Origin of the sequence: Erwinia amylovora, assembly GCF_017161565.1 — a bacterium.
Classification (GTDB): domain Bacteria; phylum Pseudomonadota; class Gammaproteobacteria; order Enterobacterales; family Enterobacteriaceae; genus Erwinia; species Erwinia amylovora.
Genome location: NZ_CP066796.1, coordinates 661,392 through 685,558 on the forward strand (window position 1 = coordinate 661,392; position 24,167 = coordinate 685,558).

At 54.5% G+C, this 24,167-nt stretch carries 25 protein-coding genes; 5 read left to right on the top strand and 20 right to left on the bottom strand.

The window, feature by feature from the left end; genetic code table 11:
• Positions 1–56: 56 nt before the first annotated feature.
• From JGC47_RS02995 to mutY, 4 genes are all read right to left on the bottom strand, one after another.
• The gene (locus JGC47_RS02995) at positions 57–710 is read right to left on the bottom strand and encodes a TetR/AcrR family transcriptional regulator (protein WP_004155425.1); all 654 of its coding nucleotides are present in this window, start codon (positions 708–710) and stop codon (positions 57–59) included.
• Positions 711–1,299: 589 nt separating this feature from the next.
• Positions 1,300–2,379, bottom strand: coding sequence for a membrane-bound lytic murein transglycosylase MltC (gene mltC, locus JGC47_RS03000; protein WP_013036229.1), 1,080 nt, complete (start codon positions 2,377–2,379; stop codon positions 1,300–1,302).
• A 51-nt stretch (positions 2,380–2,430) separates the two neighbouring features.
• Positions 2,431–2,703, bottom strand: coding sequence for an oxidative damage protection protein (locus JGC47_RS03005; protein WP_004155441.1), 273 nt, complete (start codon positions 2,701–2,703; stop codon positions 2,431–2,433).
• 9 nt (positions 2,704–2,712) lie between these two features.
• Positions 2,713–3,789: an A/G-specific adenine glycosylase gene (mutY, locus tag JGC47_RS03010; RefSeq protein WP_004155443.1), complete on the bottom strand. Its 1,077-nt coding sequence runs from the start codon at positions 3,787–3,789 to the stop codon at positions 2,713–2,715.
• Between the two features lie 244 nt (positions 3,790–4,033).
• Between mutY and trmB the strand changes: the two genes are divergently transcribed.
• The 3 genes from trmB (at position 4,034) to JGC47_RS03025 (ending at position 5,925) form a co-directional block, all read left to right on the top strand.
• Complete coding sequence (trmB, locus tag JGC47_RS03015; RefSeq protein ID WP_004155445.1) at positions 4,034–4,753, top strand: tRNA (guanosine(46)-N7)-methyltransferase TrmB; 720 nt, start codon at positions 4,034–4,036, stop codon at positions 4,751–4,753.
• Positions 4,753–5,079: a YggL family protein gene (locus JGC47_RS03020; protein WP_004155447.1), complete on the top strand. Its 327-nt coding sequence runs from the start codon at positions 4,753–4,755 to the stop codon at positions 5,077–5,079. The genes trmB and JGC47_RS03020 overlap by 1 nt, the downstream gene beginning before the upstream one ends.
• A 129-nt stretch (positions 5,080–5,208) precedes the next feature.
• Positions 5,209–5,925: a YggN family protein gene (locus tag JGC47_RS03025; RefSeq protein ID WP_004155449.1), complete on the top strand. Its 717-nt coding sequence runs from the start codon at positions 5,209–5,211 to the stop codon at positions 5,923–5,925.
• Positions 5,926–6,114: 189 nt separating this feature from the next.
• On the opposite strand, the gene hemW is transcribed toward JGC47_RS03025, so the two are convergent.
• From hemW to JGC47_RS03045, 4 genes are all read right to left on the bottom strand, one after another.
• Positions 6,115–7,251, bottom strand: a complete 1,137-nt coding sequence (gene hemW / locus JGC47_RS03030; RefSeq protein WP_004155451.1) for a radical SAM family heme chaperone HemW — start codon at positions 7,249–7,251, stop codon at positions 6,115–6,117.
• Entirely contained in the window at positions 7,244–7,837 is a 594-nt protein-coding gene (rdgB, locus tag JGC47_RS03035) for an RdgB/HAM1 family non-canonical purine NTP pyrophosphatase (protein ID WP_004155454.1), read from the bottom strand. The genes hemW and rdgB overlap by 8 nt, the downstream gene beginning before the upstream one ends.
• 135 nt (positions 7,838–7,972) lie before the next feature.
• The gene (locus JGC47_RS03040; RefSeq protein ID WP_004155455.1) at positions 7,973–8,512 is read right to left on the bottom strand and encodes a YggT family protein; all 540 of its coding nucleotides are present in this window, start codon (positions 8,510–8,512) and stop codon (positions 7,973–7,975) included.
• An 8-nt stretch (positions 8,513–8,520) separates the two neighbouring features.
• Positions 8,521–9,234, bottom strand: a complete 714-nt coding sequence (locus tag JGC47_RS03045; RefSeq protein ID WP_004155456.1) for a YggS family pyridoxal phosphate-dependent enzyme — start codon at positions 9,232–9,234, stop codon at positions 8,521–8,523.
• A 15-nt stretch (positions 9,235–9,249) separates the two neighbouring features.
• Here JGC47_RS03045 and JGC47_RS03050 point away from each other — a divergent pair, with 15 nt between their 5' ends.
• Entirely contained in the window at positions 9,250–10,383 is a 1,134-nt protein-coding gene (locus JGC47_RS03050) for a type IV pilus twitching motility protein PilT (RefSeq protein ID WP_004155457.1), read from the top strand.
• Here JGC47_RS03050 and JGC47_RS03055 read toward each other — a convergent pair.
• The 12 genes from JGC47_RS03055 to metK all read right to left on the bottom strand — a co-directional run bounded on the left by JGC47_RS03055 (position 10,270) and on the right by metK (position 21,238).
• Positions 10,270–10,908, bottom strand: coding sequence for an NrsF family protein (locus tag JGC47_RS03055; protein WP_024015164.1), 639 nt, complete (start codon positions 10,906–10,908; stop codon positions 10,270–10,272). The two genes, JGC47_RS03050 and JGC47_RS03055, sit on opposite strands and share 114 nt — an antisense overlap.
• Positions 10,895–11,461 carry a sigma-70 family RNA polymerase sigma factor gene (locus JGC47_RS03060; RefSeq protein ID WP_004155458.1) on the bottom strand — a complete coding sequence of 189 codons (567 nt, stop codon included), beginning with the start codon at positions 11,459–11,461 and terminating at the stop codon, positions 10,895–10,897. The genes JGC47_RS03055 and JGC47_RS03060 overlap by 14 nt, the downstream gene beginning before the upstream one ends.
• Before the next feature lie 82 nt (positions 11,462–11,543).
• Positions 11,544–12,782: a protein-disulfide reductase DsbD family protein gene (locus tag JGC47_RS03065; protein ID WP_004155459.1), complete on the bottom strand. Its 1,239-nt coding sequence runs from the start codon at positions 12,780–12,782 to the stop codon at positions 11,544–11,546.
• Between the two features lie 24 nt (positions 12,783–12,806).
• On the bottom strand, positions 12,807–13,370 hold the full coding sequence (locus JGC47_RS03070; RefSeq protein WP_004155460.1) for a peroxiredoxin: 564 nt from the start codon (positions 13,368–13,370) through the stop codon (positions 12,807–12,809).
• Between the two features lie 139 nt (positions 13,371–13,509).
• Entirely contained in the window at positions 13,510–13,935 is a 426-nt protein-coding gene (gene ruvX / locus JGC47_RS03075; RefSeq protein WP_004155461.1) for a Holliday junction resolvase RuvX, read from the bottom strand.
• Positions 13,932–14,495, bottom strand: coding sequence for a YqgE/AlgH family protein (locus tag JGC47_RS03080; protein WP_004155463.1), 564 nt, complete (start codon positions 14,493–14,495; stop codon positions 13,932–13,934). Before JGC47_RS03080 ends, ruvX begins: the two co-directional genes overlap by 4 nt.
• A gap of 89 nt (positions 14,496–14,584) precedes the next feature.
• Positions 14,585–15,529 (bottom strand): glutathione synthase, encoded by a 945-nt coding sequence (gshB, locus tag JGC47_RS03085; protein ID WP_004155464.1) that lies wholly within the window; start codon positions 15,527–15,529, stop codon positions 14,585–14,587.
• A gap of 367 nt (positions 15,530–15,896) precedes the next feature.
• Positions 15,897–16,628 (bottom strand): 16S rRNA (uracil(1498)-N(3))-methyltransferase, encoded by a 732-nt coding sequence (gene rsmE / locus JGC47_RS03090; protein WP_004155465.1) that lies wholly within the window; start codon positions 16,626–16,628, stop codon positions 15,897–15,899.
• A gap of 53 nt (positions 16,629–16,681) precedes the next feature.
• Positions 16,682–17,395 (bottom strand): deoxyribonuclease I, encoded by a 714-nt coding sequence (endA, locus tag JGC47_RS03095; RefSeq protein ID WP_004155466.1) that lies wholly within the window; start codon positions 17,393–17,395, stop codon positions 16,682–16,684.
• A 122-nt stretch (positions 17,396–17,517) separates the two neighbouring features.
• Positions 17,518–18,030 (bottom strand): SprT family zinc-dependent metalloprotease, encoded by a 513-nt coding sequence (locus tag JGC47_RS03100; protein WP_013036226.1) that lies wholly within the window; start codon positions 18,028–18,030, stop codon positions 17,518–17,520.
• A 225-nt stretch (positions 18,031–18,255) separates the two neighbouring features.
• Positions 18,256–19,653, bottom strand: a complete 1,398-nt coding sequence (locus tag JGC47_RS03105; protein ID WP_004155470.1) for a sugar porter family MFS transporter — start codon at positions 19,651–19,653, stop codon at positions 18,256–18,258.
• A 430-nt stretch (positions 19,654–20,083) separates the two neighbouring features.
• Entirely contained in the window at positions 20,084–21,238 is a 1,155-nt protein-coding gene (gene metK, locus JGC47_RS03110; protein WP_004155472.1) for a methionine adenosyltransferase, read from the bottom strand.
• An 886-nt stretch (positions 21,239–22,124) separates the two neighbouring features.
• Here metK and speA point away from each other — a divergent pair.
• Positions 22,125–24,101, top strand: a complete 1,977-nt coding sequence (gene speA / locus JGC47_RS03115) for a biosynthetic arginine decarboxylase (RefSeq protein WP_004155478.1) — start codon at positions 22,125–22,127, stop codon at positions 24,099–24,101.
• The last annotated feature ends 66 nt before the right edge of the window (positions 24,102–24,167 follow it).

Below are 24,167 nucleotides of genomic sequence, written 5' to 3' on the forward strand. Positions count from 1 at the left end.
TGTGGGGCGACTAAAGATGTCGCCCCTTGATGAAAATGTAAAAATTTCCGGCTTATTTATCCTGTTGCCAGCACATCCTCCCTGGCCTGGCGCACGATAGCTCTGGCAACCCACTTACCTATATCCTGCAGCTCATCGTTATCACAGCCCCAAACGTCTTTCATCACCAGGAAAATTTCAGAGCCATATATCAGTGATAGTGCACGCACCACGCGGTCAATAAGCGGCGGTGTTAGCTCGCCGCTAAGCGGCTGCGTTACCAACTTAAGAATCTCTTCGCGATTACCACGCACCAGTTTCTCCTTCAGTGGAGAAGCATCGGCGGACTGCGACTGCGCCCACTGCGTTAACGACAAATGCAGTGCGGCACGCAGCGTTCCTTCATGCTTTAGCATATGTGGAAATGCGAAGCTTAATAATTCGTTTATGCGGGCAATGACATCCTGGTGCGTGGGCTGCCAGTCTGCCATCGGGCTTAATGTTGCAGCTACAATGGCGGAAACCAGCGCACTTTGCGTGGGGAAGTAACGATAGGCGGTAGCGCGTGACAGCTGTGCTTCATGCGCGACTTCCGTTATCGACGGAAAGGCACCGCTGTCAAAAAGCCTTATCGCGGTGTCAATCAGCAAGTGGCGTGTTCTGGCGCGAGTTCTCGTTAATACCAGAATGCTGGCAGAATCCCTCTGTTCCACGTTAACCTCATTTTCCATTTAAGTCAGTCTGTCCTAAGAACGGTAGTCAGTGCCACATCACTAACGGCGGTGGTTGGTGGCATGGCGGTGCCTGCTACCCGGAATGGTATAAGTAGTAAAGATCATTGCCATACTCACATTACATTTAAAATATTTATCTTAATTTCTTACGGAAACGTGAGGTTGGTCTAATAATTTCTTCACGTTATCATTGTTGTTTTTTTTTAATCCTTTTCTTTCAATGTTTTATTATATTATCTGGTGGGAGGGTAAAGCGCGGATCACGATGATACAGGATTTATTCAGGCTAATCCTACAACAGATACTCAACTAAAATAGCGGCTTTCTGTGAATCACTGTTATTGTGCGTCGATCCCCGGTGGTGCCAATGATTATGCTTAGCACCAGCCTGGCGGTGCATCTATCCACAATACTCTGTCGGGCGGGTCGTTGATTTCCGTGCGGGTAGCCGTTTCCCGCAACGCCGGCATACAGAATTCATCGGCAGATAAGTATATCGCTCGGTCAGGAGAGGTTGGGCTGATGCGAAACGGATGTTGGCGAACCTGAAGTACCGATCCGCCACAAGAAAAGAGGTGGGTTTTACCTAGTAGCGGTGGTAGCCCTTCTGTGCATTGTTTACCTTGTACAGGTAACGACGCGATTCGGCTGACGGATGCTTGTTGGTTAGCGTTTGATAGACCTCAGAAGGGGACAAGTCGTTGATTGCGTTGAAAGCATGATCCTTATCGCTGGAGAACACCCGCAGTACGCTGCCCGCGCCACCGTTGTAAGCGGTGATCACCGCATAGCGACGTGAGGTTGGGTTACTGATACCGGCAAGATAACTGCCCTGTAGCAGGGACAGGTAGGCCGCTCCGGCATCGATATTGTTCTCCGGATCCAGCAGGTAACTGCGACTGGGTTTGCCCCATTTCCCCTTCATACGGAAGACGTCAAGACCGGCAGTGTGCTGCACAACCTGCATCAGGCCCAGCGCATCAGCATGGCTGACCGCATACGGATTAAAGCTTGATTCAATCTGCATGATCGCCAGGATCAGCGATTGGTCCACGCCGTAACGCTCGGCGGCTTTGCGTACCATAGGCAGATATTTATGTGCGCGTTTATCGAGATGATTCGGGATCATCGGGATGGTAACCGACCAGATGACATGCAGGCCGGAATTGCGGCGCTGCAGTTTATTCTGAATCAGGTAGTCAGCAAAACTGGCGGCACGTCCCTGCCAGCGAATAGCTTGTCCGGTATTATCCAGCACCTGGCCGTACAGCAGTGGCTCCTGGCCGATCTGGATATCGTTGGCGTCGGAATAGAGGTCAACGTTGCCGGGATCTTCACCGATCAGCAGAGTGGTGACGATCGCCTGGCGCAGGCTGGCTGTCGGGTCAGTTCCGGCGATGGTTTCAATGGTGATGCTACCGGCGTCGAAGTTGATATGGCTGCGGGTGTAATAGCCATCGCTGTACTTCACATAGTCTTTCGGACCGGCGATCAGCACCTCATTGATCCCCCAGATATTTTCGATGTTATGGGCAAACTGTCCCATCAAAATATCGAAAGCGTTAGTGTCTTTAACCCACTCCTCATGGAAGACGTTGTGTTTCTTGCTTGAGCAGGAGATCAATAACGGTGCAATAATTAGTAATGGAATCAGTTTCTTATTCATTTTTTTGTACATTGCCCACAATTTAGAAGGCCTCATCATTGAGGCCAGCGCTTATTCTTCCGGCGGGGTATAACCTTCGATATGAACCTCATGGCCTTCGAACAAGAACTTAATCATCTCCTGTTCCAGCAGTTTGCGGTCATCAGGATTCATCATGCTAAGTTTCTTCTCGTTGATCAGCATGGTCTGTTTTGCCATCCATTTTGACCAGGCCTCTTTCGAAATCTCATTAAAGATACGCTTACCCACTTCACCGGGATATAGCTGAAAGTCCTGCCCTTCGGCATCACGTTGCAGAAAAGTACAAAAAATAGTTCGGGTCATTGCTCTTCCTTATTCTGTTGCGCCAGCGCTCAGCGCCAATTGTTGTGGCTGGCGCAGCTGCTGTAGCAGGCGATCCACCGGTGCGGCCAGCCCCACGGAGGGCGGCTGCGCTAAGTTATACCAGAGACCCGCGCCGTCATCCATTGCTGCGCGGGCAGAAGGCAGATCCAGCCACATGGGGACTATATCCAGATGGAAATGACTGAAAGTATGGCGGAACGCATTCATCTGTTGCAGCTTGCTGTCATCAACCCCGCGCGCGCGTAGCGCCAGGCGCAGCTCGCACTCGGTGGCATACTGCGGGAAGCAAAACAGCCCGCCCCACAGCCCAACCGGCGGGCGCTGTTCCAGCCACACATCCTGGCCCTGCTGCAGCAGCAGCAGCCAGCCGGTACGTTGCGGGATAGTTTGTTTAGGTTTTTTACCCGGATACTGCGCCCAGCTGTCGTGTGCCCGGGCAATGCAGCCGGTCTTCAGCGGGCAGATTTCACATTTTGGCTTCGAGCGGGTACAAACCATCGCACCGAGATCCATCATCGCCTGATTAAACTGGCTGACGCCGTTGGCGGGAGTCACCTCTTCACTGATGTGCCACAGGCGCTTCTCCACCTCTTTTCTGGCTGGCCAGCCCGCTACGGCATAACAGCGAGCCAGCACGCGCTTCACGTTGCCATCAAGAATAGGGAAGTGTTTACCCAGCGCCAGTGACAGGATGGCCCCGGCAGTGGAGCGGCCAACGCCGGGCAGATCTGCTACCTCTGCGAAGGTTTGCGGGAAAACTCCGCCGTGCTTGTCGACTACGGTTTGCGCCGCTTTGTGCAGGTTGCGGGCCCGCGCATAATAGCCGAGGCCGGTCCACAGATGCAGCACTTCATCAAGCGGGGCGGCGGCCAGGTCGCTAACGTTGGGGAAGCGGGCCATGAAACGCTCGAAGTAGGGAATAACCGTGGCGACCTGTGTCTGCTGCAGCATTACCTCAGATAACCAGACCTTATAAGGCGTTTTTTCCAGCTGCCACGGCAGAGTTTTGCGACCATAGCGCTGATACCAGTCCAATACCTGCTGTGAAAACTGCGATGCCTGCATAATGTCTGTTTCCGTCTGTCATTCAGATAAATCAGGCAGGGATTCCAGCACAGACAATAACCAGTGTAAACCGGATATTCACTGCATTTTATGAATGGTGCTGACGTAAAAGCACTTCAGCTTCCACAGCGGCTATACTGCCAGCGAGCAAAACGAATTTTTGGCCAGACAGGGTGGCCTTTATGTTTTCACTCCCTGAGGGCATAATGCCCGCTTTCTACAGCGCACAGTTGCAGGCAGAATCATGAAAAACGATGTTATCTCACCGGAATTTGACGAAAACGGTCGCGCTCTGCGCCGCATCCGCAGCTTTGTACGTCGCCAGGGCCGTTTGACCAAGGGTCAGCAGCAGGCGCTGGATCAGCTGTGGCCAGTCATGGGCGTCGAGTATCAGCCGCAATCGGTCGATTTAACCGCTCTGTTTGGCCGCGAAGCACCGCTGGTGTTAGAAATTGGCTTTGGCATGGGCGCTTCGCTGGTCACCATGGCTGCCAGCAATCCACAGCAGAATTTCCTTGGTATTGAAGTTCATTCACCGGGCGTGGGTGCCTGCCTGGCAACGGCGCAAGAGGCCGGGGTGAATAATCTGCGTGTAATGTGTCATGACGCGGTAGAAGTGCTGAACGCCATGATCCCGGATAACTCGCTGCGCATGGTGCAGCTGTTTTTCCCGGACCCGTGGCACAAGGCACGTCATAACAAACGCCGCATTGTGCAGGTGCCGTTCGCCGAGCTGGTCATGCGTAAGCTGAAGCTGGGCGGCGTGTTCCATATGGCAACCGACTGGGAAGCCTATGCGCAACATATGCTGGAGGTGATGAACAGCATCGACGGCTATAAAAACCAGTCACAAAGCGGCGACTGGGTTCCGCGCCCGGAATCCCGGCCGCTTACAAAATTTGAGCAGCGTGGGCAGCGTCTTGGCCACGGTGTATGGGATCTGATGTTTGAGAGGGTTAAATAATGGCTACACAACGCAGTCGTCGTCTTCGCAAGAAAATGCACATTGATGAGTTCCAGGAATTGGGATTCGCCGTCGGTTTCACCTTCCCGGAAGGTAGCGACGAACAAACCATCGACGGTACCGTTGATGCGCTGATCAATGAAGTGATTGCTCCTAACGGACTGGCGTTCGACGGAAGCGGCTATCTGCAATGGGAAGGTTTGGTATGCCTGCAGAAAACCGGCAAATGCACTGACGAACACCGTGAGCTGGTAAAAAACTGGCTGGAAGCGCGCAAGCTAAGTGCAGTGAAGGTAACCGAACTGTTTGACGTCTGGTGGGACTGAGTATCACAGATGCAGATGAAAACTCCGGCGGAACCTGAAGCTGTGTCCGTTTTTGGGGTATTCGACATCGTTTGACCGGGGGTGACCGTTTTTGTCGGTCGCCCCCTTTTTCTATCAAGGAGTAGAACCATGCGCAAAATGCTTTTCAGTGGAGCATTGCTCATTCTCGCTGCAGGCCAGGCTCAGGCAGACTACCAGTGTCGCGTTAATCCTCAGGACGACATCGTTATCAGCCCACAGCAGGTAAAAGTGGTGGGGGCCAGCGGCAACCTGTCGATTTCACCTGCAGGTGACGTGCTGCGTAACGGCAACCCGGTGAGTACTGACCCGGCAACCCGGCAAAAGGCGATAGACTATCAGAACGCGCTGCGGCGTGATTTACCGTGGATTGACAACGGCGCGAAACAGCGGCTGGAAAAAGGCCGTGTGGCGCTGGACCGGGTGATCGTCGACAAGCTTGGCCAGAACAGCAATGTGCGTAAGCGCCTCACCACGCTGGACGGCCAGCTGAAGCAGCAGATGAACCGTATTATCGAGCATCGTAACGACGGTCTGACCTTTCATCATCAGGCAGTGGCAGAGGTGCGCCAGGACGGCGAGCAGCTGGTGCAAAGCGCTCTGGGTGGCGTGGTACAGGATAGCCTGAATGAGATGGGCACTAAATCGGTCGGCAATGGTGATAATCCGCTGCAGGCGATTATGGGCAACCTGGGGGGCTTGCAGCAGTCGATTCAGAATGAATGGAATAACCAGCAGCAGGATTTCCAGAATTTCGGGCATCAAGTCTGTAACCGCGTGATTAACCTGGAAGACCAGCGCAAGGCACTGATTGCCGGATTGAAATGATAGCCTGAGCTTTGCCTCGCCTGCAAGAGAGCTGCGCTCTGCAGGCAAAGGAGATCTGAGCGTGCACGCAGCCACGTAATGCCCTGGTTGCCGTCATTGCCTGGAGCATGTTTAAAGTGACGCCATGTGGCTAAGGTTGTTTACCCTCCGGCAAGGATTTTAGTCAGTCTTGCCGGGCAGGTTCCCCCTCTATTCTGTCAGGAACAGCTCCAGCAGCGAGTTCAGGAACAGTTTGCCTTTCTCTGTCACCTGCCAGTGTTCAACGGTTTCCGTCAGATAGCCTTTGGCCAGCGCCGTGTCGATCTGCGCGCGCACGCTGTGTTCTGGCAGCCCGGTATAACGCGTATATTCGGCGCGCGGCGCGGCTTCCAGCAGGCGAAAGCGGTTCATAAAGAACTCGAACGGCTTCCCGGCATCGGCCACCTCATAACGCTTATCCAGATAGTTACCGGCCATAAAACCACGCGGATGACGGGTTTTGCTGGTGCGGATTATCGCCCCGTCTGGCTGGGTCAACTTACCGTGCGCGCCGCAGCCAATACCGAGGTAATCACCGAAACGCCAGTAATTCAGGTTGTGCTCGCAGCGATATCCGGGTTTGGCATAGGCGGACGTCTCGTACTGTTGATAACCGGCGGCGCACAGCAACTGATGGCCCTGCTCGAAAATATCCCACAGGTCATCTTCATCCGGCAGTCGCGGCGGCCTTGATGCAAACAGCGTATTCGGCTCGATGGTCAGCTGATACCACGACAGATGCGGCGGGTTAAGGGCAATCGCCTGACGTAAATCGTCCAGCGCTTCTTCCAGCGACTGATCCGGCAGGCCATGCATCAGGTCAAGGTTAAAACTGCGCAGACCAAGGCCGGCGGCAAGCTCCGCCGCACGCCTGGCTTCGTCCGGGCCGTGAATACGCCCGAGGCGTTGCAGTTTGGCCGGGCTAAAGCTCTGTACACCAATGGAGATGCGGTTAATGCCGGCGCGCTGGTAGCCGCTAAAGCGATCGGCCTCGACCGCGCCGGGGTTGGCTTCCATTGTGATTTCGGCGTCCGGCGCCAGCGGTAACCGTGCCCGCACGCCATCCAGCAGCATCTGCATCGCCTCACTGCTTAGCAGGCTGGGAGTACCCCCACCGATAAAGAGGGTGCTAACCTCGCGGCCTGAAGTCAGGGGCAGGTCAATATCCAGGTCGTTCAGCAGGTGCTGCACGTACTCTTTGTGAGGCACCTCGCCTTTCAAAGCGTGCGAATTGAAATCACAATACGGGCATTTTTGTACACACCAGGGGATATGGATATACAGGCTTAATGCGGGCAGATTAACCATGTCTCATCGCGCTCAGCAGCAGGTTCAGCGCTTTCCCGCGATGGGACACGGCCAGCTTCTCACTCTTGCTCAGTTCGGCCGCCGTTTTACCCAGCTCCGGGACAAAGAAGATCGGATCATAGCCGAAACCGCCAACGCCAGAAGGGGTGCGAGCAATCTCACCCGTCCAGCTGCCGTGGAACACCAGCGGCGTTGGGTCAGCGGCATGGCGCAGATAGACCAGCACGCAGTGGAAATGCGCCTGACGCTCGCCGTCTGCTACGGCATCCAGTGCTGCCAGAAGTTTGTCCAGATTCTGCTGGTCAGAGGCATTTTCACCCGCATAGCGGGCCGAATAAATACCCGGTGCGCCGCCGAGTATATCTACCGCCAGGCCAGAATCATCGGCAATCGCCGGTAGCCCGGTCATCGCCGAGGCGTGGCGCGCTTTCAGGATGGCGTTCTCAATAAAGGTCAACCCGGTCTCTTCGGCTGACTCCACGCCCAGATCCGTCTGCGCCACGATATCAAGACCTGAGGCCGCCAGCAGTTCGGCCAGCTCATGCACCTTACCGGGGTTGCCGGTGGCGAGTACAACTTTTTGCATAGTAAATCCAGAATGTTTTTCATGTGATCGACCGCCAACATCATTGCAGCTGCAGCAGGGCGGAAAATAAATCAGCCCCGCTGGCTGGTAAAAGTCAGTGACCGGGGCGCTGCAGTGACAGGGATAAGGGGGGTTTTAGAATTGCGCCCAGCCTGGAATATATTCCAGCCCCAGGAAATTGAGCATATACAGGACGAGGATCACCGCCATCGCCGAGAAGTCGATGCCGCCCATCGCCGGGATAAAACGGCGGATTGGTGCCATTAACGGTTCTGTCAGCTGTAACAGCACATAATCAACCGGGTTACGTCCCTGGCTTATCCAGCTCATCAACGAGCGGACGATGATGACCCAGAATACCAGTACGCCAGCCGCCTTAACCAGCAGCACCAGGCCCAGATAGAGGAAAATCGGGTCCGGGATGAACAGACGCAGCATGACCGGGACTGAAAGCACGCTGACGATAAAAGCGATCAGCAGAGAAGCAGTATCAAGCGGCCCAATGGAGGGGATGATACGCCGCAACGGTTTGACGATGGGCTGGGTGATTTTCACCACGAACTGCGAAAACGGGTTATAGAAGTCGCAGCGTGCCCACTGCATCCAGATGCGCAGTAACAGCACCTTGATATAAATCGCCATCACCGTTGTTACCAGAAAGATCAACGCTAGCATGAGGTTCCTCAGTTGTTGTGTGTAGCAGTGGCGCTAACGTAGTCGCGCGCGCCGAAAATTGCGGTGCCAATACGCACCATGGTACTGCCTGCCGCAATTGCGGCGTCCATGTCGTCGCTCATTCCCAGTGAGAGAGTGTCCACACCGGGATAATCCTGTTGCAGCTGTTTAAATGCCGTCGTCATCTGCTGACACACCGCCAGCTGACTATCATAGCTGTCTTGCGGTGCCGGGATTGCCATCAACCCGCGCAGCTTGAGACGCGGCAGCGCAGCTATCTGCTGCGCCAGCGCTGGCAGCTCTGCCAGCATAATGCCTGATTTGCTCGGCTCTGCACTGATATTTATCTGAATCAGAATATTGAGCGGAGCCAGATTATCTGGTCGTTGCTGGCTAAGACGGCTGGCAATGCGCAGGCGGTCGACGGTATGACACCAGTCAAAGTTTTCCGCCACCAGACGACTCTTATTAGATTGCAGCGGCCCGATAAAGTGCCAGGCAAGGGCAGGGTTCGCCAGCAGCTGGATTTTATCTACCCCTTCCTGCACGTAGTTTTCACCGAAGCAGCATTGTCCGGCGGCGACCGCTTCTTCGACCGCGCTCGCAGGTTTGGTTTTGCTCACTGCAAGCAGCGTAATCTCTTGTGGATCGCGGCCGCACTTAGCTGCTGCTGTTGAGATCCGCTGCCGTACTTGCTGTAAGTTGTGCTTAATCGAAGTCATAGTCAGGGAAAAAATATGGATATCGAGGACATAGTGGCCCTTAGTGTAAAGCAAAATGCGGGGGATCTGCACCTCTGCAGTGGACATTCGCCATTCTGGCGTTGTGACGGTCGCCTTGAGGTGATCGCTGACCAGCCCGTAGTGCAGAATAAATGGCTGGAAAACGTTGCTGCACGCTGGCTTAGCTCTGCTCAACATCAGGAACTGACGCTGAACGGTCAGGTGGATCTTGCCCTGACACTGGGCGATGGCGTGCGTCTGCGCGCCAATCTTTTTCGCCAGCGTCACGGGTTGTCGCTGGCGCTGCGCCTGATTGCCAGCCAGTGCCCGCCGCTTGCATCACTGCATCTACCGCAGGTCACCCAATCTCTGTTACAGGTGGAAGAAGGGCTAATTCTGATTACCGGTGCGACCGGCAGTGGCAAGTCAACCACGCTGGCCGCGCTGATCGACGAGATCAACCATCGGCAGCGGCGGCATATTCTGACGCTGGAAGATCCGGTTGAATTTCTTCATCACAGCGCGCAGTCGCTGATCCAGCAGCGTGAGAAAGGCCAGCATTTTACCCGCTTTGACGCCGGATTGCGTGCGGCGTTGCGCGAAGATCCCGATGTGATCCTGCTGGGGGAGCTGCGCGATGCGGAAACCATCCGGCTGGCGTTGACGGCCGCCGAGACCGGGCATCTGGTACTGGCAACGCTGCATACCCGTGGTGCCCCGCAGGCGGTGGACCGGCTGGTGGATGTTTTTCCGGGCGATGAAAAAAATGTGGTGCGCAGCCAGCTGGCAGGGAGTTTAAAGGCGGTGATTGCCCAGCGTCTGGTGGCAGGCGTTCAGGGCAGAGTAGCGCTGTTTGAAGTGCTGGTGAACGGCCCGGCGGTGGCCAATTTAATCCGCGAAGGGAAAACTTACCAGTTGCCCGGCCTGATGCAGACCGGCAGCCAGCAGGGAATGCAGACCTTTGAACAAAGCCTGGCCGGACGGCAAAAGAGGGGGATGGTGACTGCCTCGCCGTCGGCATGGCCAGCCGCGCTACTAACCCAGGCGAATCCATTTGCGCCCGGTCAGCACGGTGAGGGCAATAATGGTGATGCCTGCCGCAAGGTGCATGGCGAAATCGAACCGATACAGGTGAACTCCGTGACATAAAGACAGCAGCACGGATGACATAAATGCTGCGCCGCAGCCAGCCAGCGCCAGGCTTTGGACGGGGCAGAGCGAACGGGTACGATAAAGGAACACAATAGAAATCACCATCATTGGCAGGCTGGCACTTAGCATAAACAGATAGCAGTGTATCCCCTCGCCGAACCTTCCCGCCGCTGCCGAATCGTTGGTTGAAGAAGCGTTCAGCAGATTGGCCGCCAGCCAGAGCAAGGCAAGCAGGGCAACTCTCCTGGGATTAAGCGACCGGCGACCGGCGATGCTAAGATTAAACGCTCCGGCAATGGCGCTGGCGCCGATGATAAATGAAAACAGCAGCGAGAGTAACGCGGGCAGAGTTTCCTGCTGCGACCAGTCGGTAAATTTGCTGTGAAATGTCCAGCTGCTTAGCATGCCGCAAGGTAGCACTGCCATAATCCAGGCGGCAACGCGCCAGCCCGTTGCCCAGGTGCGTTTTACCGGGCTTGCCCTGTTGCTAAGCTGGTCGATCAGCCGATCATGATTTCTCATGGTTACCCTTGCCGTACTGACGAAGATTTCGCATTGCGCGATGCAACAACGCTTTAACCGCAGAGACGGACAGATTACATTGTGCCGCCGCCTGCACCAGACTTTGTTGGCGCAGATGCACCATTTCCACCATCTCGCGCTGACGCAGCGGCAGGCTATCCAGACATCCGCTTAACGCTTCACTTTTTTCCCTCTCCGCCGACTCAAAATCGTCAGCATCAGCGAGCTGATTGAGCAGCGCATCATCGTCCTGAACCTCCTGACGGCGACCAGTCTGGCGCAGTGCATCAATCGCCCGCGCCGAAGAGATGGCCGCCACCCATGGCAGTATGGGGCGCTGTGGATCGTAGGTATGGCGCACGCGGTGGATCGCCAGCAATGTCTCCTGAACCACGTCTTCAACCAGCGCCTCATTGCGAATTTTCTTACGCACAATGGCCCGGATGGCGGGAACCATCGCTTTCAGCAGGCTGTTGTAGGCTTTTCTGTCGCCAGCCTGTGCGCGGGCCATCAGCGTTGGCCACGCCTGCAGCTGGTTTTCAGCCTCTGCCATTGCCAGCCCTGTAAAGTCTGAGGCGGCAGCGGGTGCATAAGTTAAGGCTGTGGCACATGGCGATGGTGCCCGGCCCACCGGCTCACGCTTTCTTTCCGCTGGCAGCGGCGCGAGCGAGCGCGGAGACAACAATCCGTGGCGTCAGCACCTGTGGCAGCACCACCGGTTTACTCCCATCGGCCGGATAAACAACGTACAGCGGCAGTCCGCCGCGGCCAAAATCACTGAGCGCCTGTTCGACATCGGGGTTATATTTTGTTGAGTCGGCGACCATATAAATGGTGCCCGTGCGCGCCATTGCCGCCTTTACCGCCGGAGTCGACAGCGAGGAACGCTCGTTGACCTGACAGGTGATGCACCATGATGCGGTAAAATTGACCAGAACAGGCTGACCCTGGCCTTTTACCGCGTCTACTTTTTGTGGCGACCAGACGACCGTGGCTGCGGCTTCGGCGGTATCAGTAAGGTTAGACGGACGTGAAAACGCGTCAATATTAGCCAGCGGCGGCACAATCAGCAAAATGAACACTGCGCTGGCAATATGCATTGGCCAGTGGCGTTTTCCCATCATAAGGCGTTGCTGTGCCTTGCCGTACAGCCAGGCGGCAAAACTTAGCACTATGCAGCAAACCAAAATCGCCGCCAGTGCCAGGGAGCCAGCCTGGCGCTCCAGCACCCATATAAGCCAGGCCACCGTCGCCAGCATGGGAAACGCAAGACCCTGTTTCAGCGTTAACATCCAGCCGCCTGGCGCGGGTAAGACGCGCGCCAGCAGCGGGAAAAAGGAGATAAGTGTAAACGGCGCGGCGAAGCCAAACGCCAGCGCAATAAAGATAACCAGGCTGAATAACGGCGGCTGAGTCAGCGCATAGCCGATGGCGCTGGCCATAAACGGCGCACTGCAGGGGGTGGCGACGATAATGGCTAAAGCCCCGGTCAGGGCAGAACCCGTCAGACCGCCGCGTGTCCCCCCCATTTCACCTACGCGCTGTACCGAAAGGCCGACCTCAAACAGCCCGAAGAGGTTGAGCGCTGACGCCAGCATTACCAGCGCCAGAAGGGCAATCACCAGCGGTGACTGTAACTGAAACCCCCAGCCAACTGCCGAACCGCCGGAACGGGCCAGCAGCAGTGCGCCTGCCAGCGCAAGCATGGTCAGCACCACGCCAGACAAAAAGGCCAGCCCTTCAGATCTGACCTGAGCGGGCTTACCATGGTGGCGGATCAGGCTCAGCGCCTTAAGCGAAATAACCGGGAATACGCACGGCATCAGATTGAGAATGATGCCGCCCAGCAGGGCGGCAGCGATGGCAGTCAGCATATTAAACCTACTCAGGCAGGGAAGTTAAGCCGGGTTGGCCTGACGGTATTTTTTGACTGCATCCATCGCTTTTTGAATATGCGCTTCAGGATTTTTATCGCTATAGCCGAGCAGGATTTTACCGTCAGGCGCAATCACGTACGAGGTACGGTCAGACAGCGTTTTACCATTGAACTGCATCGTGCTGTGATATTCTCCGGCCACTTTAGCGCCCGGATCGGCGGCTACCGTAAATTTGTCACGGCACTCCAGCTGGGAAAATTTGGCGATTTGGTCTACATTGCCAGCGGTCACGCCGATAACGGTCGCCCCCTGCTTTTTGAACTCATCGGTCGCTTCGGCGAAAGCGTGCGCTTCCAGCGTGCAGCCTGCACTGAATGCTGCCGGGAAGAAGTAGAGTACCACTGGCCCTTTCTGTAATGCCTGCTTTAGCGCGAACGTTGTTGGTTTGCCTGCCAGTGCAGACTTCAACTGAAAATCAGGGGCTTTGTCACCCACCTGCAGGGCGGCAAGCGCAGATGTGACGGGCAGAGTAAGGCTAAGAATGGCTGCGGCAGCCAGCGCGCCCAGGGTGCTTTTCATATGCATGACGATTTCTCCAGTGTGGGCCAGGCATTAGCGCCTGATAAACTTAACCTTAGTTTCGCTGATGCCGTAGCAAAAGTTGCGCTCAGGAGAAAATATTTTTGTACTTCAACCCAGGCTGCTCGCCGCCGCCCAGCCATCCTTACTCATAGTGATTCTCAAACCAGCTTTCCAATATGATTACCGCGGAAAGCGAGTCGACGTTGCCTTTGCTAAGCGCACGAAAACCGCCGCGTTCAAACAGCTCTGCCCGTGCTTCTACGGTGCTTAAGCGTTCATCGTGCAGGTCAACCTGTACGCCGAAGCGCCCGTGCAGGCGGTTGGCAAATTTACGCGCCCGTACCGTCAGCGGCTGCTCGCTACCATCCATATTGAGGGGAAGTCCGACAACAACCCGATCTGGCTGCCACTCTTTCAGCAGGGCTTCGAGCCTGTTCCAGTCCGGAATGCCGTCCTGTGCTTTCAGCGCGATAAGTGGACGGGCTGTGCCGGTCAACTGTTGGCCGATAGCAACGCCGATGCTTTTAGTGCCGAAATCAAAGGCCAGGCAGGTTTGATTACGCATCATGCATGCCCGGCTTCACTGGCAATGTTATGAATATCAACGCCGATACTTTTTGCTGCCTCGCGCCAGCGTTCAGCTATTGGCGTATGAAACAGAATATTGCTGTCCGCCGCGGTGGTTAACCAGGCATTTTCAAGCAGTTCCTGTTCCAGCTGGCCTTTTTCCCAGGCGCAATAGCCCAGCGCAACCAGCACATTATCGGGCTGTTCGGGGGTACCGAGGGTTTCCAGCACGTCGCGTGAAGTGGTGATCACCGTGTTGTCTGACACGCGAATGCTGGAAGTAAACAACGTCTGAGCCGAATGCAGAATAAAACCGCGATCCTCTGCCAGCGGGCCACCTGCAAATACCGGCTTGTCCAGTCTTAGTGCTGGATCGCGCGCATCGGGCGAAATCTTGAGTTTTTTCAGAATGCCTTCAACCGTCAGGTTTTCCATGGGTTTGTTGACGATCAACCCCATTGCACCGTCAGCGCTGTGCTCACAAATATACACCACCGAACGCTTGAACAGCGGGTCCTGCAGCGTTGGCATGGCAATCAAAAAATGATGCTGTAAATTCATACTTAATGTTCTGTAGTCTGGTTAACGCCCACGCTAAACCGGCGGGCGTTAAGGGTTAGCCGTGGGGCAATTGGCCCCCGCAGTAACAATCAGGCGAGGCGTTTCTCAATCGCATCCATTAGCATCGCGGTAACAGAGATCGGAAACGCGGCTTCAATCTCACGGATGCAGGTTGGGCTGGTCACATTAATTTCTGTCAGCTTATCGCCAATGATATCCAGGCCGACAAAAATCAGACCTTTCTGCTTCAGGACCGGGGCGACGCGACGGGCAATTTCCCAGTCACTATCAGTCAAAGGTCGCGCTTCACCACGGCCGCCGGCAGCGAGGTTGCCGCGCGTTTCACCTGATTTTGGGATGCGCGCCAGACAATACGGCACCGGCTCACCGTCTACCACCAGCACGCGTTTGTCGCCGTCTTTAATCGCCGGCAGATAGTTTTGTGCCATGCAGTAGAAGCTGCCATGTCCGGTCAGGGTTTCAACGATGACCGACAGATTCGGGTCTTCCTGCCTGATGCGGAAAATCGACGCGCCGCCCATGCCGTCCAGCGGTTTAAGTATGATGTCATTATGCTGCTGCCAGAATTTACGGATCTGGCTGGCATTGCGGGTAACCAGCGTATCCGGGGTCAAATCGGCAAACCATGCGGTGAACAGCTTCTCGTTACAATCGCGCAGGCTCTGCGGCTTGTTAACTATCAACGTGCCTTTTTCCTCTGCACGCTCAAGAATATAGGTGGCGTAGATAAACTCGGTATCAAATGGGGGATCTTTTCGCATCAGCACCACGTTCAGGTCGGACAGTGCAATATCCTGCTCATCACCGAACGCAAACCATTGATTAACGTTTTGCTCAACGCTTAGCAGGCGGGTACGCGCCCGCCCTTCACCAGCGCGCAGATAGAGATCGTTCATCTCCATATAGTGAATTTCATAACCGCGTTTTTGTGCTTCCAGCAACATCGCAAAGCTGGAATCTTTTTTGATATTGATGGAAGTTATCGGGTCCATCACTATGCCAAGCTTAATCATTCTTCTCTCCGCTTTGAGCTAAACCCGTCATAATTCAAGTTGCAGGGGCTATGGCTGCATGACCCGATCCTCGCCACTGACGCGGACGTCATCAGCGGCGTTTAAATCTGCTCACGACAGATTTGTCATTCACCCGATGAGATCTCTAAGGAAGTGGCCGGGATCCATGGGTTTGCCGCCTGTCTGCCACCCGAACTATCAAGGGTAAATTGTTAAGACATTCTAAATTCACGCAGTGTTCAGATAAGTTATTCATTACCTTAGCACTCATCCGATGATCCGATCAGAGAATAAAGTGAAACATATCAGGTACGCCGAGCGAGCTGGCGCGGCTGCAACGCTATGACTGATGCTAAATGTGCTGTTTTCAGCCCAAATCGCCAAACCGCACCTGCAGTGCAGTGATTGCCGTCAATGCGGTTGTTTCGGTGCGCAGCACGCGTGGGCCTAGCAAAATATCAGTAAACCCATGTTGCGCCGTCATGGCAATCTCATCGGCAGATAGCCCACCCTCCGGGCCAATCAGCAGACGAACACGTTCAATCGGAAGCGGCAGGGTGTTAATGCTGTGTTTGGCACGCGGATGCAGGTTGAGCTTTAGCCCCGGCTCCGGTTCGGCGCACCAGGCATCCAGCGCCATCGCGTTACGCACCTCGGGAATGCAGTTGCGTCCACACTGTTCACAGGCGGCAATGGCGATCTTTTGCCACTGCTGCATTTTTTTCGCCAACCGTTCTGCATCCAGCTTCACGCCACAGCGCTCAGAAAACAAGGGGGTAATCACATTTACTCCCAGTTCGACGGCTTTTTGAACAGTAAATTCCATTTTTTCGCCGCGCGACATGACCTGGCCCAGGTGCAGATGAAGCGGCGATTCGCGGCTGTCCTCGCGACTGGCGTTGATTCTGACACAAACATTTTTTTTATCAGCCTGAATAATTTCCGCCGCAAAAACCAGACTGGTGCCATCGAACAATTCCAGCATCTGGCCTGCACTCATGCGCAGTACGCGGCCAACGTGGTTAGCCGCCTCTTCACTCAGGGCTATTTCGTTGCCGATCTGTAACGGCCGGGGCTGATAAATGCGAGGTATACGCATGGAAATCCTGTAAAAGTTAACACAATAATGTTGTGCAGTTTAGGCCAGCGATTTTACCGCTGGCAAGCCTGCTGTACATAAGGGTTATGATTGCCCTGAACGCGGGCAATGCGCCGATCGCGCTCGCATTCCCACGGCGTGACCGGATAGAGCTTGCTCCAGGCGGTCATTAACTGCGTCTGCTGTTTTGACATACTCAGTTGATACTGGTCACGCATATAGAACCATGTACGGGCGATGGCGCCGCGCGCGCGCGCTGGCGGTTCGGCCAGTTTATTTTTGAAATCGACTTTCATGGCGCACTGGCCATACTGCTGCTCGCCGCCGCTCCACTGACCGTACATGAAGTTACCGCGATCGCCGTTCACCTCTCCGATAGCCGGTTGCAGGTTATGCAGGTCGCTTTCCATTCGACGATAGACGGGGTCTTTGACGCAGTTTTTTCGCCCGCCGTCTTGCCAGCACTGGCGCTGGTGGCCAAAGCTCCACGCCGGGACAACATGCTCCCATTCGATGCGGCTGGCGCGTTCGCTATTTTTGCGTACCTGATAACCGCAGGAGGTGAGATCGGGCACGCCTTTTTTACCCTGCCAGTCAATTTTGCAGCCGCAATAAAACGTGCCGGGTGCATCGTGGTGAATTTGCGCCGCCCAGGCCTTTGCCTGGCTGAAGTTATTCTGCTGGTAGTTGCCCTGACTGAGAGCATGGCAAAAAAGGGGGGGGAACAGCAGGGAAAGGGCTATTGAGCTAAAAATTTTGCGAGACATATTCCAGTAAATCTGTATTCCATGAAACGGTCGTGGAGAGTAACAGATGTGCCGTTAATAACGAATAACGGCTTAAAATATAAGCCTTATATCGTCTTATTTTTAATCAGCAGCGAGCATTTTTAAGATTCCTGGAAGTTGCCGGGCTGGAGAGGGTCACCACAGTACAGGCAGCGATATTGGCTCTCGCCCCTTACCACCCGGTTATGGCGGCGCACGCTTAACTGATGCTGCTGGCAGCGGCAGCGGTACGGGAAAGCGCGGCTGCACACCGAGGCTATCGCAAACTGATGGGTACGGCGCGCGGGAACCCCCAGTACGCTCTCCATCATCCATTTCCACTCTTTACCGTGCGGTGCAACGCGGCCAAAATGTTTCCAAACCAGCAGGTGCGCCAGCTCGTGCGGCACCACTTCATCAATGAACGCCTGCTGGTTTTCCAACAGCAGTACCGGATTCAGGCGAATTTCCCAACTTTGCAGCCAGGCCGTTCCCGCCGCCGTACCACGCTGTTTGTAGTGCAGTGCGGGTTGCGGATAGTTGCGCTCCAGCCGCAGATTAGCCTGCTGAAGTTTATCACGCAGCCTTTGCATAACGGCCTGCTGCAGGGTAATAGGGATTCTCTCAGGTTTCATAAGCGCAAGAATACGGCGTGCTACAGGGCAATTCAAGCCGTTCGCCGCTGCCTTAAAAGAGGTGAATAGCCGGGATCGCGCGGCCAGAAAATGGGGACAGATGATATGTCCGCCGGGTAACAGCGCGTTTAAGGCGTCGGCGGGGGGGCGCAGCAGACGGCACAAAAAACAACAGGCCGGTATCATGCCGGCCTGTTGTGATGACTCCGTCAACGCATCAGCGGGTCAGTCACGCTGACCAATTTCGCGCAGTTTCTTACCACTCAACAGGTTACGTTCAATGTGCTCCAGCGAAACGTTTTTGGTTTCTGGAATAAGCCACAGGGTCAGAACAATAAAGAACAGGTTGAGCGCCGCGTAGACCCAGAAGGTGTTCGCATTGCCGAGATGGTTCAGCATGGTCAGGAAAGTCGCCCCGACAATCATGTTCGCAATCCAGTTAGTGGCAGTAGAAACGGTGATGCCGAAATCACGCCCTTTCAGCGGCTGGATCTCTGAACAAAGTACCCAAATCAGCGGCCCGGCACTCATAGCGAATCCGACAATAAACATCAGCAGCATGGCAATCGCGAAGTATTGCGCGCCGACGGAATGAATGCCGACATGGAGCAGGGTGCCCAGAACGCCCATACCCAGCGCCATCACCATAAAGCCGAGGATCAGCGTTGGCTTACGCCCCCAACGGTCAACCAGACCAATAGCAATAAAGGTGGCCAGCACGTTAATCAGACCGACAATCACCGTGCCCCACATTTGCTGGGTGGTATTAGCAAAACCGGCGATTTCGAAAATTTTCGGTGCGTAATACATGATCACGTTCATGCCGGTGAATTGCTGCATGACCTGCAACAGCACACCAAGATAAACCGCACGACGGAAGTGACTGTTGTCTTTGAACAGCGACCAGCCGGATTGTTTAATCTTCAGACTTTCGCGGATCTCATCCAGCTCGCGTTTGGCCTGTTCGCTGGTATCGCGCAAGCGATCCAGAACCCGTTGAGCACTGCGGAAATCGCCTTTTGCTGCCAGCCAGCGCGGGCTGTTGGGCAGAAAGAAGACGCCAACCAGCAATAGCAGGGCCGGAATAGTGATGATGCCCAGCATCCAGCGCCATTCGCCGGTATAGCTGAAAGCCGTGTCGGAAAGGTAAGCGCCAAGAATACCGATGGTAATCATCAACTGATAGAGCGAAATCATGCTGCCGCGAATTTTTTCCGGCGCTATCTCAGACAGATACAGCGGAGCAGTGTAAGACGCCACGCCAACAGCAAGGCCCAGCAAAACACGGGCGACAATCAGCATTTCCGGGTTAGTTGAGAGCGCTGACCACAGGGAGCCGATAACAAACAGCACGGCGCCGATCATCAGGCTCTTTTTACGCCCGAGGGAAGAAGACAGCCAGCCGCTGCCGACGGCCCCAATGGCGGCACCAAACATCATTGAGCTGACGATCCACTCTTGTTGATGAGGAGTAACGCTAAAATCCTTGGCAATAAAGGGAAGTGCTCCTGCAATCACACCGATATCCAGCCCGAACAGCAGGCCAGCCAGTGCGGCAAGGAAACAGACGAACAGGGTCATGGCCTTATTTGAAGTCCTGCTTCTTTTTTTCTTATCAGGCATAACGCCTCCGTTTAGTAGTACTGCATATTGTTGTTATATAACCGTCACGCTTCAGGTAACAGGCGCGTTGGCCGCTTTGCTGCAACACGAATTATTCAGGTGTCAGATGGTAGAAAACTCAACCACGCAAGACTGTGCGACAGATCACATGAATGTAACCGGTTACAACAGCATTTCGCTAAAAAAGTATGCCATGCCCCCCCGTTATCGGGTGCATTAACCTGTAAGCCATAGCAAATGGTAGTGTGTATTATCTTATAGCCTGAACAATATCAGACAGTGCTGAAAATAGCTCATTCTGCGACAGTTTCTAGCGTGCTGTGTCGGTAATCAAGCAGAAATTCAACTGTTTATAGATAATGTCATTAACAATAAAGAGATAAAAAAAGGGCACCCGCGTTCGGATGCCCCTGAAGCTCTTATAGTGAAATTATTTCAGGCCGGCGGCTTCACGCAGCTGTGCCGCTTTGTCGGTTTTTTCCCACGGAAAATGTTCACGACCAAAGTGACCATAGGCGGCGGTTTCGCGGTAAATTGGGTGCAGCAGGTCCAGCATCTGGATCAAACCGTAAGGGCGCAGGTCGAAGAATTCGCGCACCAGCAGGGTCAGGGTTTCAGTAGAGATTTTCTCAGTGCCGAAAGTCTCAACCATAATGGAGGTCGGTTCTGCCACGCCGATAGCGTAGGAAACCTGAATTTCACAGCGATCGGCCAGCCCGGCAGCGACAATATTCTTTGCCACATAACGCGCTGCATAGGCCGCAGAACGGTCAACTTTCGACGGGTCTTTACCTGAGAATGCGCCCCCGCCGTGACGAGCCATACCGCCGTAGGTATCAACGATGATTTTACGCCCGGTCAGGCCGCAGTCGCCCATTGGGCCACCAATGACGAAACGTCCGGTTGGATTGATGTGGTATTTGGTATTGGCGTTAATCCACTCAGTGGGCAGTACCGGTTTGATGATCTCTTCCATCACCGCTTCCTGCAGATCTTTTTGCGAGATGTCCTCGGCGTGTTGAGTAGACAGCACTACCGCATCAATACCCACAATCTTGCCTTCATCATACTGGAAGGTGATTTGACTTTTCGCATCCGGACGCAGCCACGGCAAAGTTCCGCTTTTACGCACTTCAGACTGGCGCTGCACCAAACGGTGCGCGTAAGTGACCGGCGCTGGCATCAGCACGTCAGTTTCGTTAGTGGCGTAGCCGAACATCAGACCCTGGTCGCCCGCGCCCTGTTCCAGCGGGTCGGTGCGGTCCACGCCCTGGTTGATATCCGGTGACTGCTTACCGATGGCGCTCAGTACCGCACAGGAATTGGCATCAAAGCCCATATCGGAATGGACATAGCCGATGTCACGCACGGTTTGGCGAGTGATCTCTTCGATATCAACCCATGCGCTGGTGGTGATTTCACCGCCAACCAGAACCATGCCGGTTTTCACATAGGTTTCGCAGGCCACACGGGCTTTGGGATCCTGCTCGAGGATAGCATCTAGCACGGCATCAGAAATCTGATCGGCGATTTTATCGGGATGTCCTTCTGATACGGACTCGGATGTAAAAAGGTGTTTAGCCATTTTATTCTTTACCTTGAATCTAACGGGTTAAAAATCAACTGCATAGCGCAAAGACTGGCCAACTGGCCGTAAACTCAGACTTAGCGCCCCCACAGGCAAAGCCATGAGCAGTAGTAAGACGCTTAGAAGTTAACCAGTATAGACGGATTAACATCTGGACGTCTATTTTAGGTTACTCGCTAAACGGATTGCCAGCATTATTTGCCGGATAAATTTCATTCAGGGCGAAGAGGAATAAATTATCCTGACAGGACGCCTGTTTAACACATTGAGATTTTGCCATTTAGCTTTCAGGACGGTATCAAACGTTGCTGAAGTTTCTTTCAGCCTCGATAGTCAGATGCTGGCTTGCCCCCTCGTTTTCAGGTCCTTCCCGACGTCGAGAAGTCAGGTGTCGGGGCGATGACACCCCATAACCATCAGGTCGCTCTTTTCGTTCAACGACACCATTCTGGCGCGCGCAGCCATCACGCTTGCCAACCGCTGGCCGTTCACTCAAGCCGAAGCTATTCGCCAATAGGTAACAACGCCGACTGACGTATTCCCTGTCATACATCAATAACTGAGGTGATAACGGCAGTCGATCGCCGTGGTGATCTCCCGAACCGTGCGATGCGCCATCATTCTCTCTTCGCCTGGCTATAATTTGCATGAGAAAAAGGATAAATTAACTGAGGTCCTATCAGATTATCCTGAGTGTTTTCCTCATAGTTCTCTGACCCGTTACGTGGAGTCTGCGACTTGTCTTACCATGTTATACTGCAAAAACCGATTTTAGCGCGGCTTAAGTCCGCGTGGCCTGTCGGGCCGGTAATCGGTAAATTCTTGCCGCAGGATGCCCCTGCAGCTGCCAGCTGTTTTGCTTCATTACAACTTGAGGTTTGCGATGTCTGACGACATGAAGAAAATGATGGGTTCGTCAGCAGGCGAACAGGGTGGGTTACGCTCCATGCAGGAAGTCGCCATCAGTGACCGGGACGCCAGCAGAATGCTGCGTACCTATAACATCGCCTGGTGGGGCAATAACTACTATGACGTTAACGAACTGGGTCATATCAGCGTCTGCCCGGACCCGGATGTGCCTGAAGCCCGCGTCGATCTGGCAAAACTGGTAAAAGAGCGCGAGGCGGAAGGCCAGCGTCTGCCAGCCCTGTTCTGCTTCCCACAAATTTTGCAGCACCGTCTGCGCTCGATTAATGCCGCCTTTAAACGTGCGCGTGGATCCTACGGCTATAACGGTGACTACTTCCTGGTTTACCCGATTAAGGTTAATCAGCATAAGCGCGTGATTGAATCGTTGATCAATTCCGGCGAACCGCTGGGGCTGGAAGCCGGTTCTAAAGCTGAGCTAATGGCCGTACTGGCGCATGCCGGTATGACGCGTTCGGTGATTGTCTGTAATGGCTATAAAGACCGTGAATATATCCGCCTCGCGCTGATTGGCGAGAAGATGGGCCACAAGGTCTATCTGGTGCTGGAAAAAATGACGGAAGTGAAACTGGTGCTGGAAGAGGCCGAACGTCTGAACGTGGTACCGCGCCTTGGCATCCGTGCGCGCCTTGCCTCACAGGGGTCCGGTAAATGGCAGTCCAGCGGCGGTGAAAAATCCAAGTTTGGCCTGTCTGCTACTCAGGTACTGCAGCTGGTAGACATTATGCGTGATGCGGGCCGGATGGAAAGCCTGCAGCTGCTGCACTTCCACCTGGGTTCGCAGATGGCGAACATTCGTGATATTGCCACCGGCGTGCGTGAGTCGGCGCGTTTCTACGTCGAACTGGCGAAGCTTGGCGTTAACATTCAATGTTTTGACGTTGGCGGCGGTTTAGGCGTGGACTACGAAGGCACACGTTCACAAAGTGACTGCTCGGTAAACTACGGCCTGAATGAGTATGCCAACAATGTTATCTGGGCAATTGGCGCGGCCTGTGATGAGCACGATCTGCCGCACCCGACGGTGATCACCGAGTCCGGGCGTGCTGTGACTGCGCACCACACGGTGCTGGTTTCCAACATCATTGGCGTGGAGCGTAACGAATTCAGCGAACCGCAGCCGCCGGTTGAAGATGCACCGCGTCCTATCGTCAGCATGTGGGACACCTGGCAGGAGATGCACGAGCCGAATAATCGTCGCTCGCTGCGTGAGTGGCTGCATGACAGCCAAATGGACCTGTTTGATATTCACACCGGTTACTCACAGGGGATCTACGATCTGACGCAACGCGCCTGGGCCGAACAGCTTTATTTGAGCATCTGCCACTATATTCAGCAGCATCTGGATCCCAGCAACCGCGCGCACCGACCGATTATTGACGAGCTGCAGGAGCGTATGGCGGATAAAATCTACGTCAACTTCTCGCTGTTCCAGTCGATGCCGGATGCCTGGGGTATCGATCAGCTGTTTCCGGTACTGCCGCTGGAAGGGCTGAACAAAGTGCCGGAGCGCCGGGCGGTCTTGCTCGATATCACCTGTGACTCAGACGGCACCATCGATCACTACATTGACGGCGATGGTATTGCCACCACCATGCCGATGCCGCAGTACGATGTGGATAACCCCCCGATGCTCGGCTTCTTTATGGTCGGTGCTTATCAGGAGATCCTCGGCAACATGCACAACCTGTTCGGTGATACCGAAGCGGTGGACGTATTTGCCTTTTCCGACGGCAGCGTTGAAGTCCAGCTGTCGGATGAAGGCGATACGGTGGCGGATATGCTGGAGTACGTGCAGCTTAATCCGGCAGAACTGCTAACGCATTTCCGCAATCAGATCAAACAAAGCGATCTGGACGAAGAGCTGCGCGCGCAGTTCCTTGAAGAGTTCGAAGCGGGACTGTACGGCTATACTTATCTGGAAGATGAGTGACGTTGAGTCCTGTTGGCGACATTTTGCCAGTAATTATCCCTGAAATGGAAGATAAAGGAGTGATAC

Coding starts and splice junctions, on each gene's coding strand:
- metK (WP_004155472.1), bottom strand. CDS start 21,238: ATGGCTAAACACCTTTTTACATCCGAGTCCGTATCAGAAGGACATCCC.
- endA (WP_004155466.1), bottom strand. CDS start 17,395: ATGTCTCGCAAAATTTTTAGCTCAATAGCCCTTTCCCTGCTGTTCCCC.
- trmB (WP_004155445.1), top strand. CDS start 4,034: ATGAAAAACGATGTTATCTCACCGGAATTTGACGAAAACGGTCGCGCT.
- JGC47_RS03020 (WP_004155447.1), top strand. CDS start 4,753: ATGGCTACACAACGCAGTCGTCGTCTTCGCAAGAAAATGCACATTGAT.
- mutY (WP_004155443.1), bottom strand. CDS start 3,789: ATGCAGGCATCGCAGTTTTCACAGCAGGTATTGGACTGGTATCAGCGC.
- JGC47_RS03005 (WP_004155441.1), bottom strand. CDS start 2,703: ATGACCCGAACTATTTTTTGTACTTTTCTGCAACGTGATGCCGAAGGG.
- gshB (WP_004155464.1), bottom strand. CDS start 15,529: ATGATTAAGCTTGGCATAGTGATGGACCCGATAACTTCCATCAATATC.
- speA (WP_004155478.1), top strand. CDS start 22,125: ATGTCTGACGACATGAAGAAAATGATGGGTTCGTCAGCAGGCGAACAG.
- JGC47_RS02995 (WP_004155425.1), bottom strand. CDS start 710: ATGGAAAATGAGGTTAACGTGGAACAGAGGGATTCTGCCAGCATTCTG.
- mltC (WP_013036229.1), bottom strand. CDS start 2,379: ATGAATAAGAAACTGATTCCATTACTAATTATTGCACCGTTATTGATC.
- rsmE (WP_004155465.1), bottom strand. CDS start 16,628: ATGCGTATACCTCGCATTTATCAGCCCCGGCCGTTACAGATCGGCAAC.
- JGC47_RS03065 (WP_004155459.1), bottom strand. CDS start 12,782: ATGCTGACTGCCATCGCTGCCGCCCTGCTGGGCGGCATCATTCTCAAT.
- JGC47_RS03080 (WP_004155463.1), bottom strand. CDS start 14,495: ATGAATTTACAGCATCATTTTTTGATTGCCATGCCAACGCTGCAGGAC.
- JGC47_RS03040 (WP_004155455.1), bottom strand. CDS start 8,512: ATGCTAGCGTTGATCTTTCTGGTAACAACGGTGATGGCGATTTATATC.
- JGC47_RS03060 (WP_004155458.1), bottom strand. CDS start 11,461: ATGGCAGAGGCTGAAAACCAGCTGCAGGCGTGGCCAACGCTGATGGCC.
- rdgB (WP_004155454.1), bottom strand. CDS start 7,837: ATGCAAAAAGTTGTACTCGCCACCGGCAACCCCGGTAAGGTGCATGAG.
- hemW (WP_004155451.1), bottom strand. CDS start 7,251: ATGGTTAATCTGCCCGCATTAAGCCTGTATATCCATATCCCCTGGTGT.
- JGC47_RS03045 (WP_004155456.1), bottom strand. CDS start 9,234: ATGACTTCGATTAAGCACAACTTACAGCAAGTACGGCAGCGGATCTCA.
- JGC47_RS03050 (WP_004155457.1), top strand. CDS start 9,250: ATGGATATCGAGGACATAGTGGCCCTTAGTGTAAAGCAAAATGCGGGG.
- JGC47_RS03070 (WP_004155460.1), bottom strand. CDS start 13,370: ATGCATATGAAAAGCACCCTGGGCGCGCTGGCTGCCGCAGCCATTCTT.
- JGC47_RS03100 (WP_013036226.1), bottom strand. CDS start 18,030: ATGAAACCTGAGAGAATCCCTATTACCCTGCAGCAGGCCGTTATGCAA.
- JGC47_RS03055 (WP_024015164.1), bottom strand. CDS start 10,908: ATGAGAAATCATGATCGGCTGATCGACCAGCTTAGCAACAGGGCAAGC.
- JGC47_RS03105 (WP_004155470.1), bottom strand. CDS start 19,653: ATGCCTGATAAGAAAAAAAGAAGCAGGACTTCAAATAAGGCCATGACC.
- JGC47_RS03025 (WP_004155449.1), top strand. CDS start 5,209: ATGCGCAAAATGCTTTTCAGTGGAGCATTGCTCATTCTCGCTGCAGGC.
- ruvX (WP_004155461.1), bottom strand. CDS start 13,935: ATGATGCGTAATCAAACCTGCCTGGCCTTTGATTTCGGCACTAAAAGC.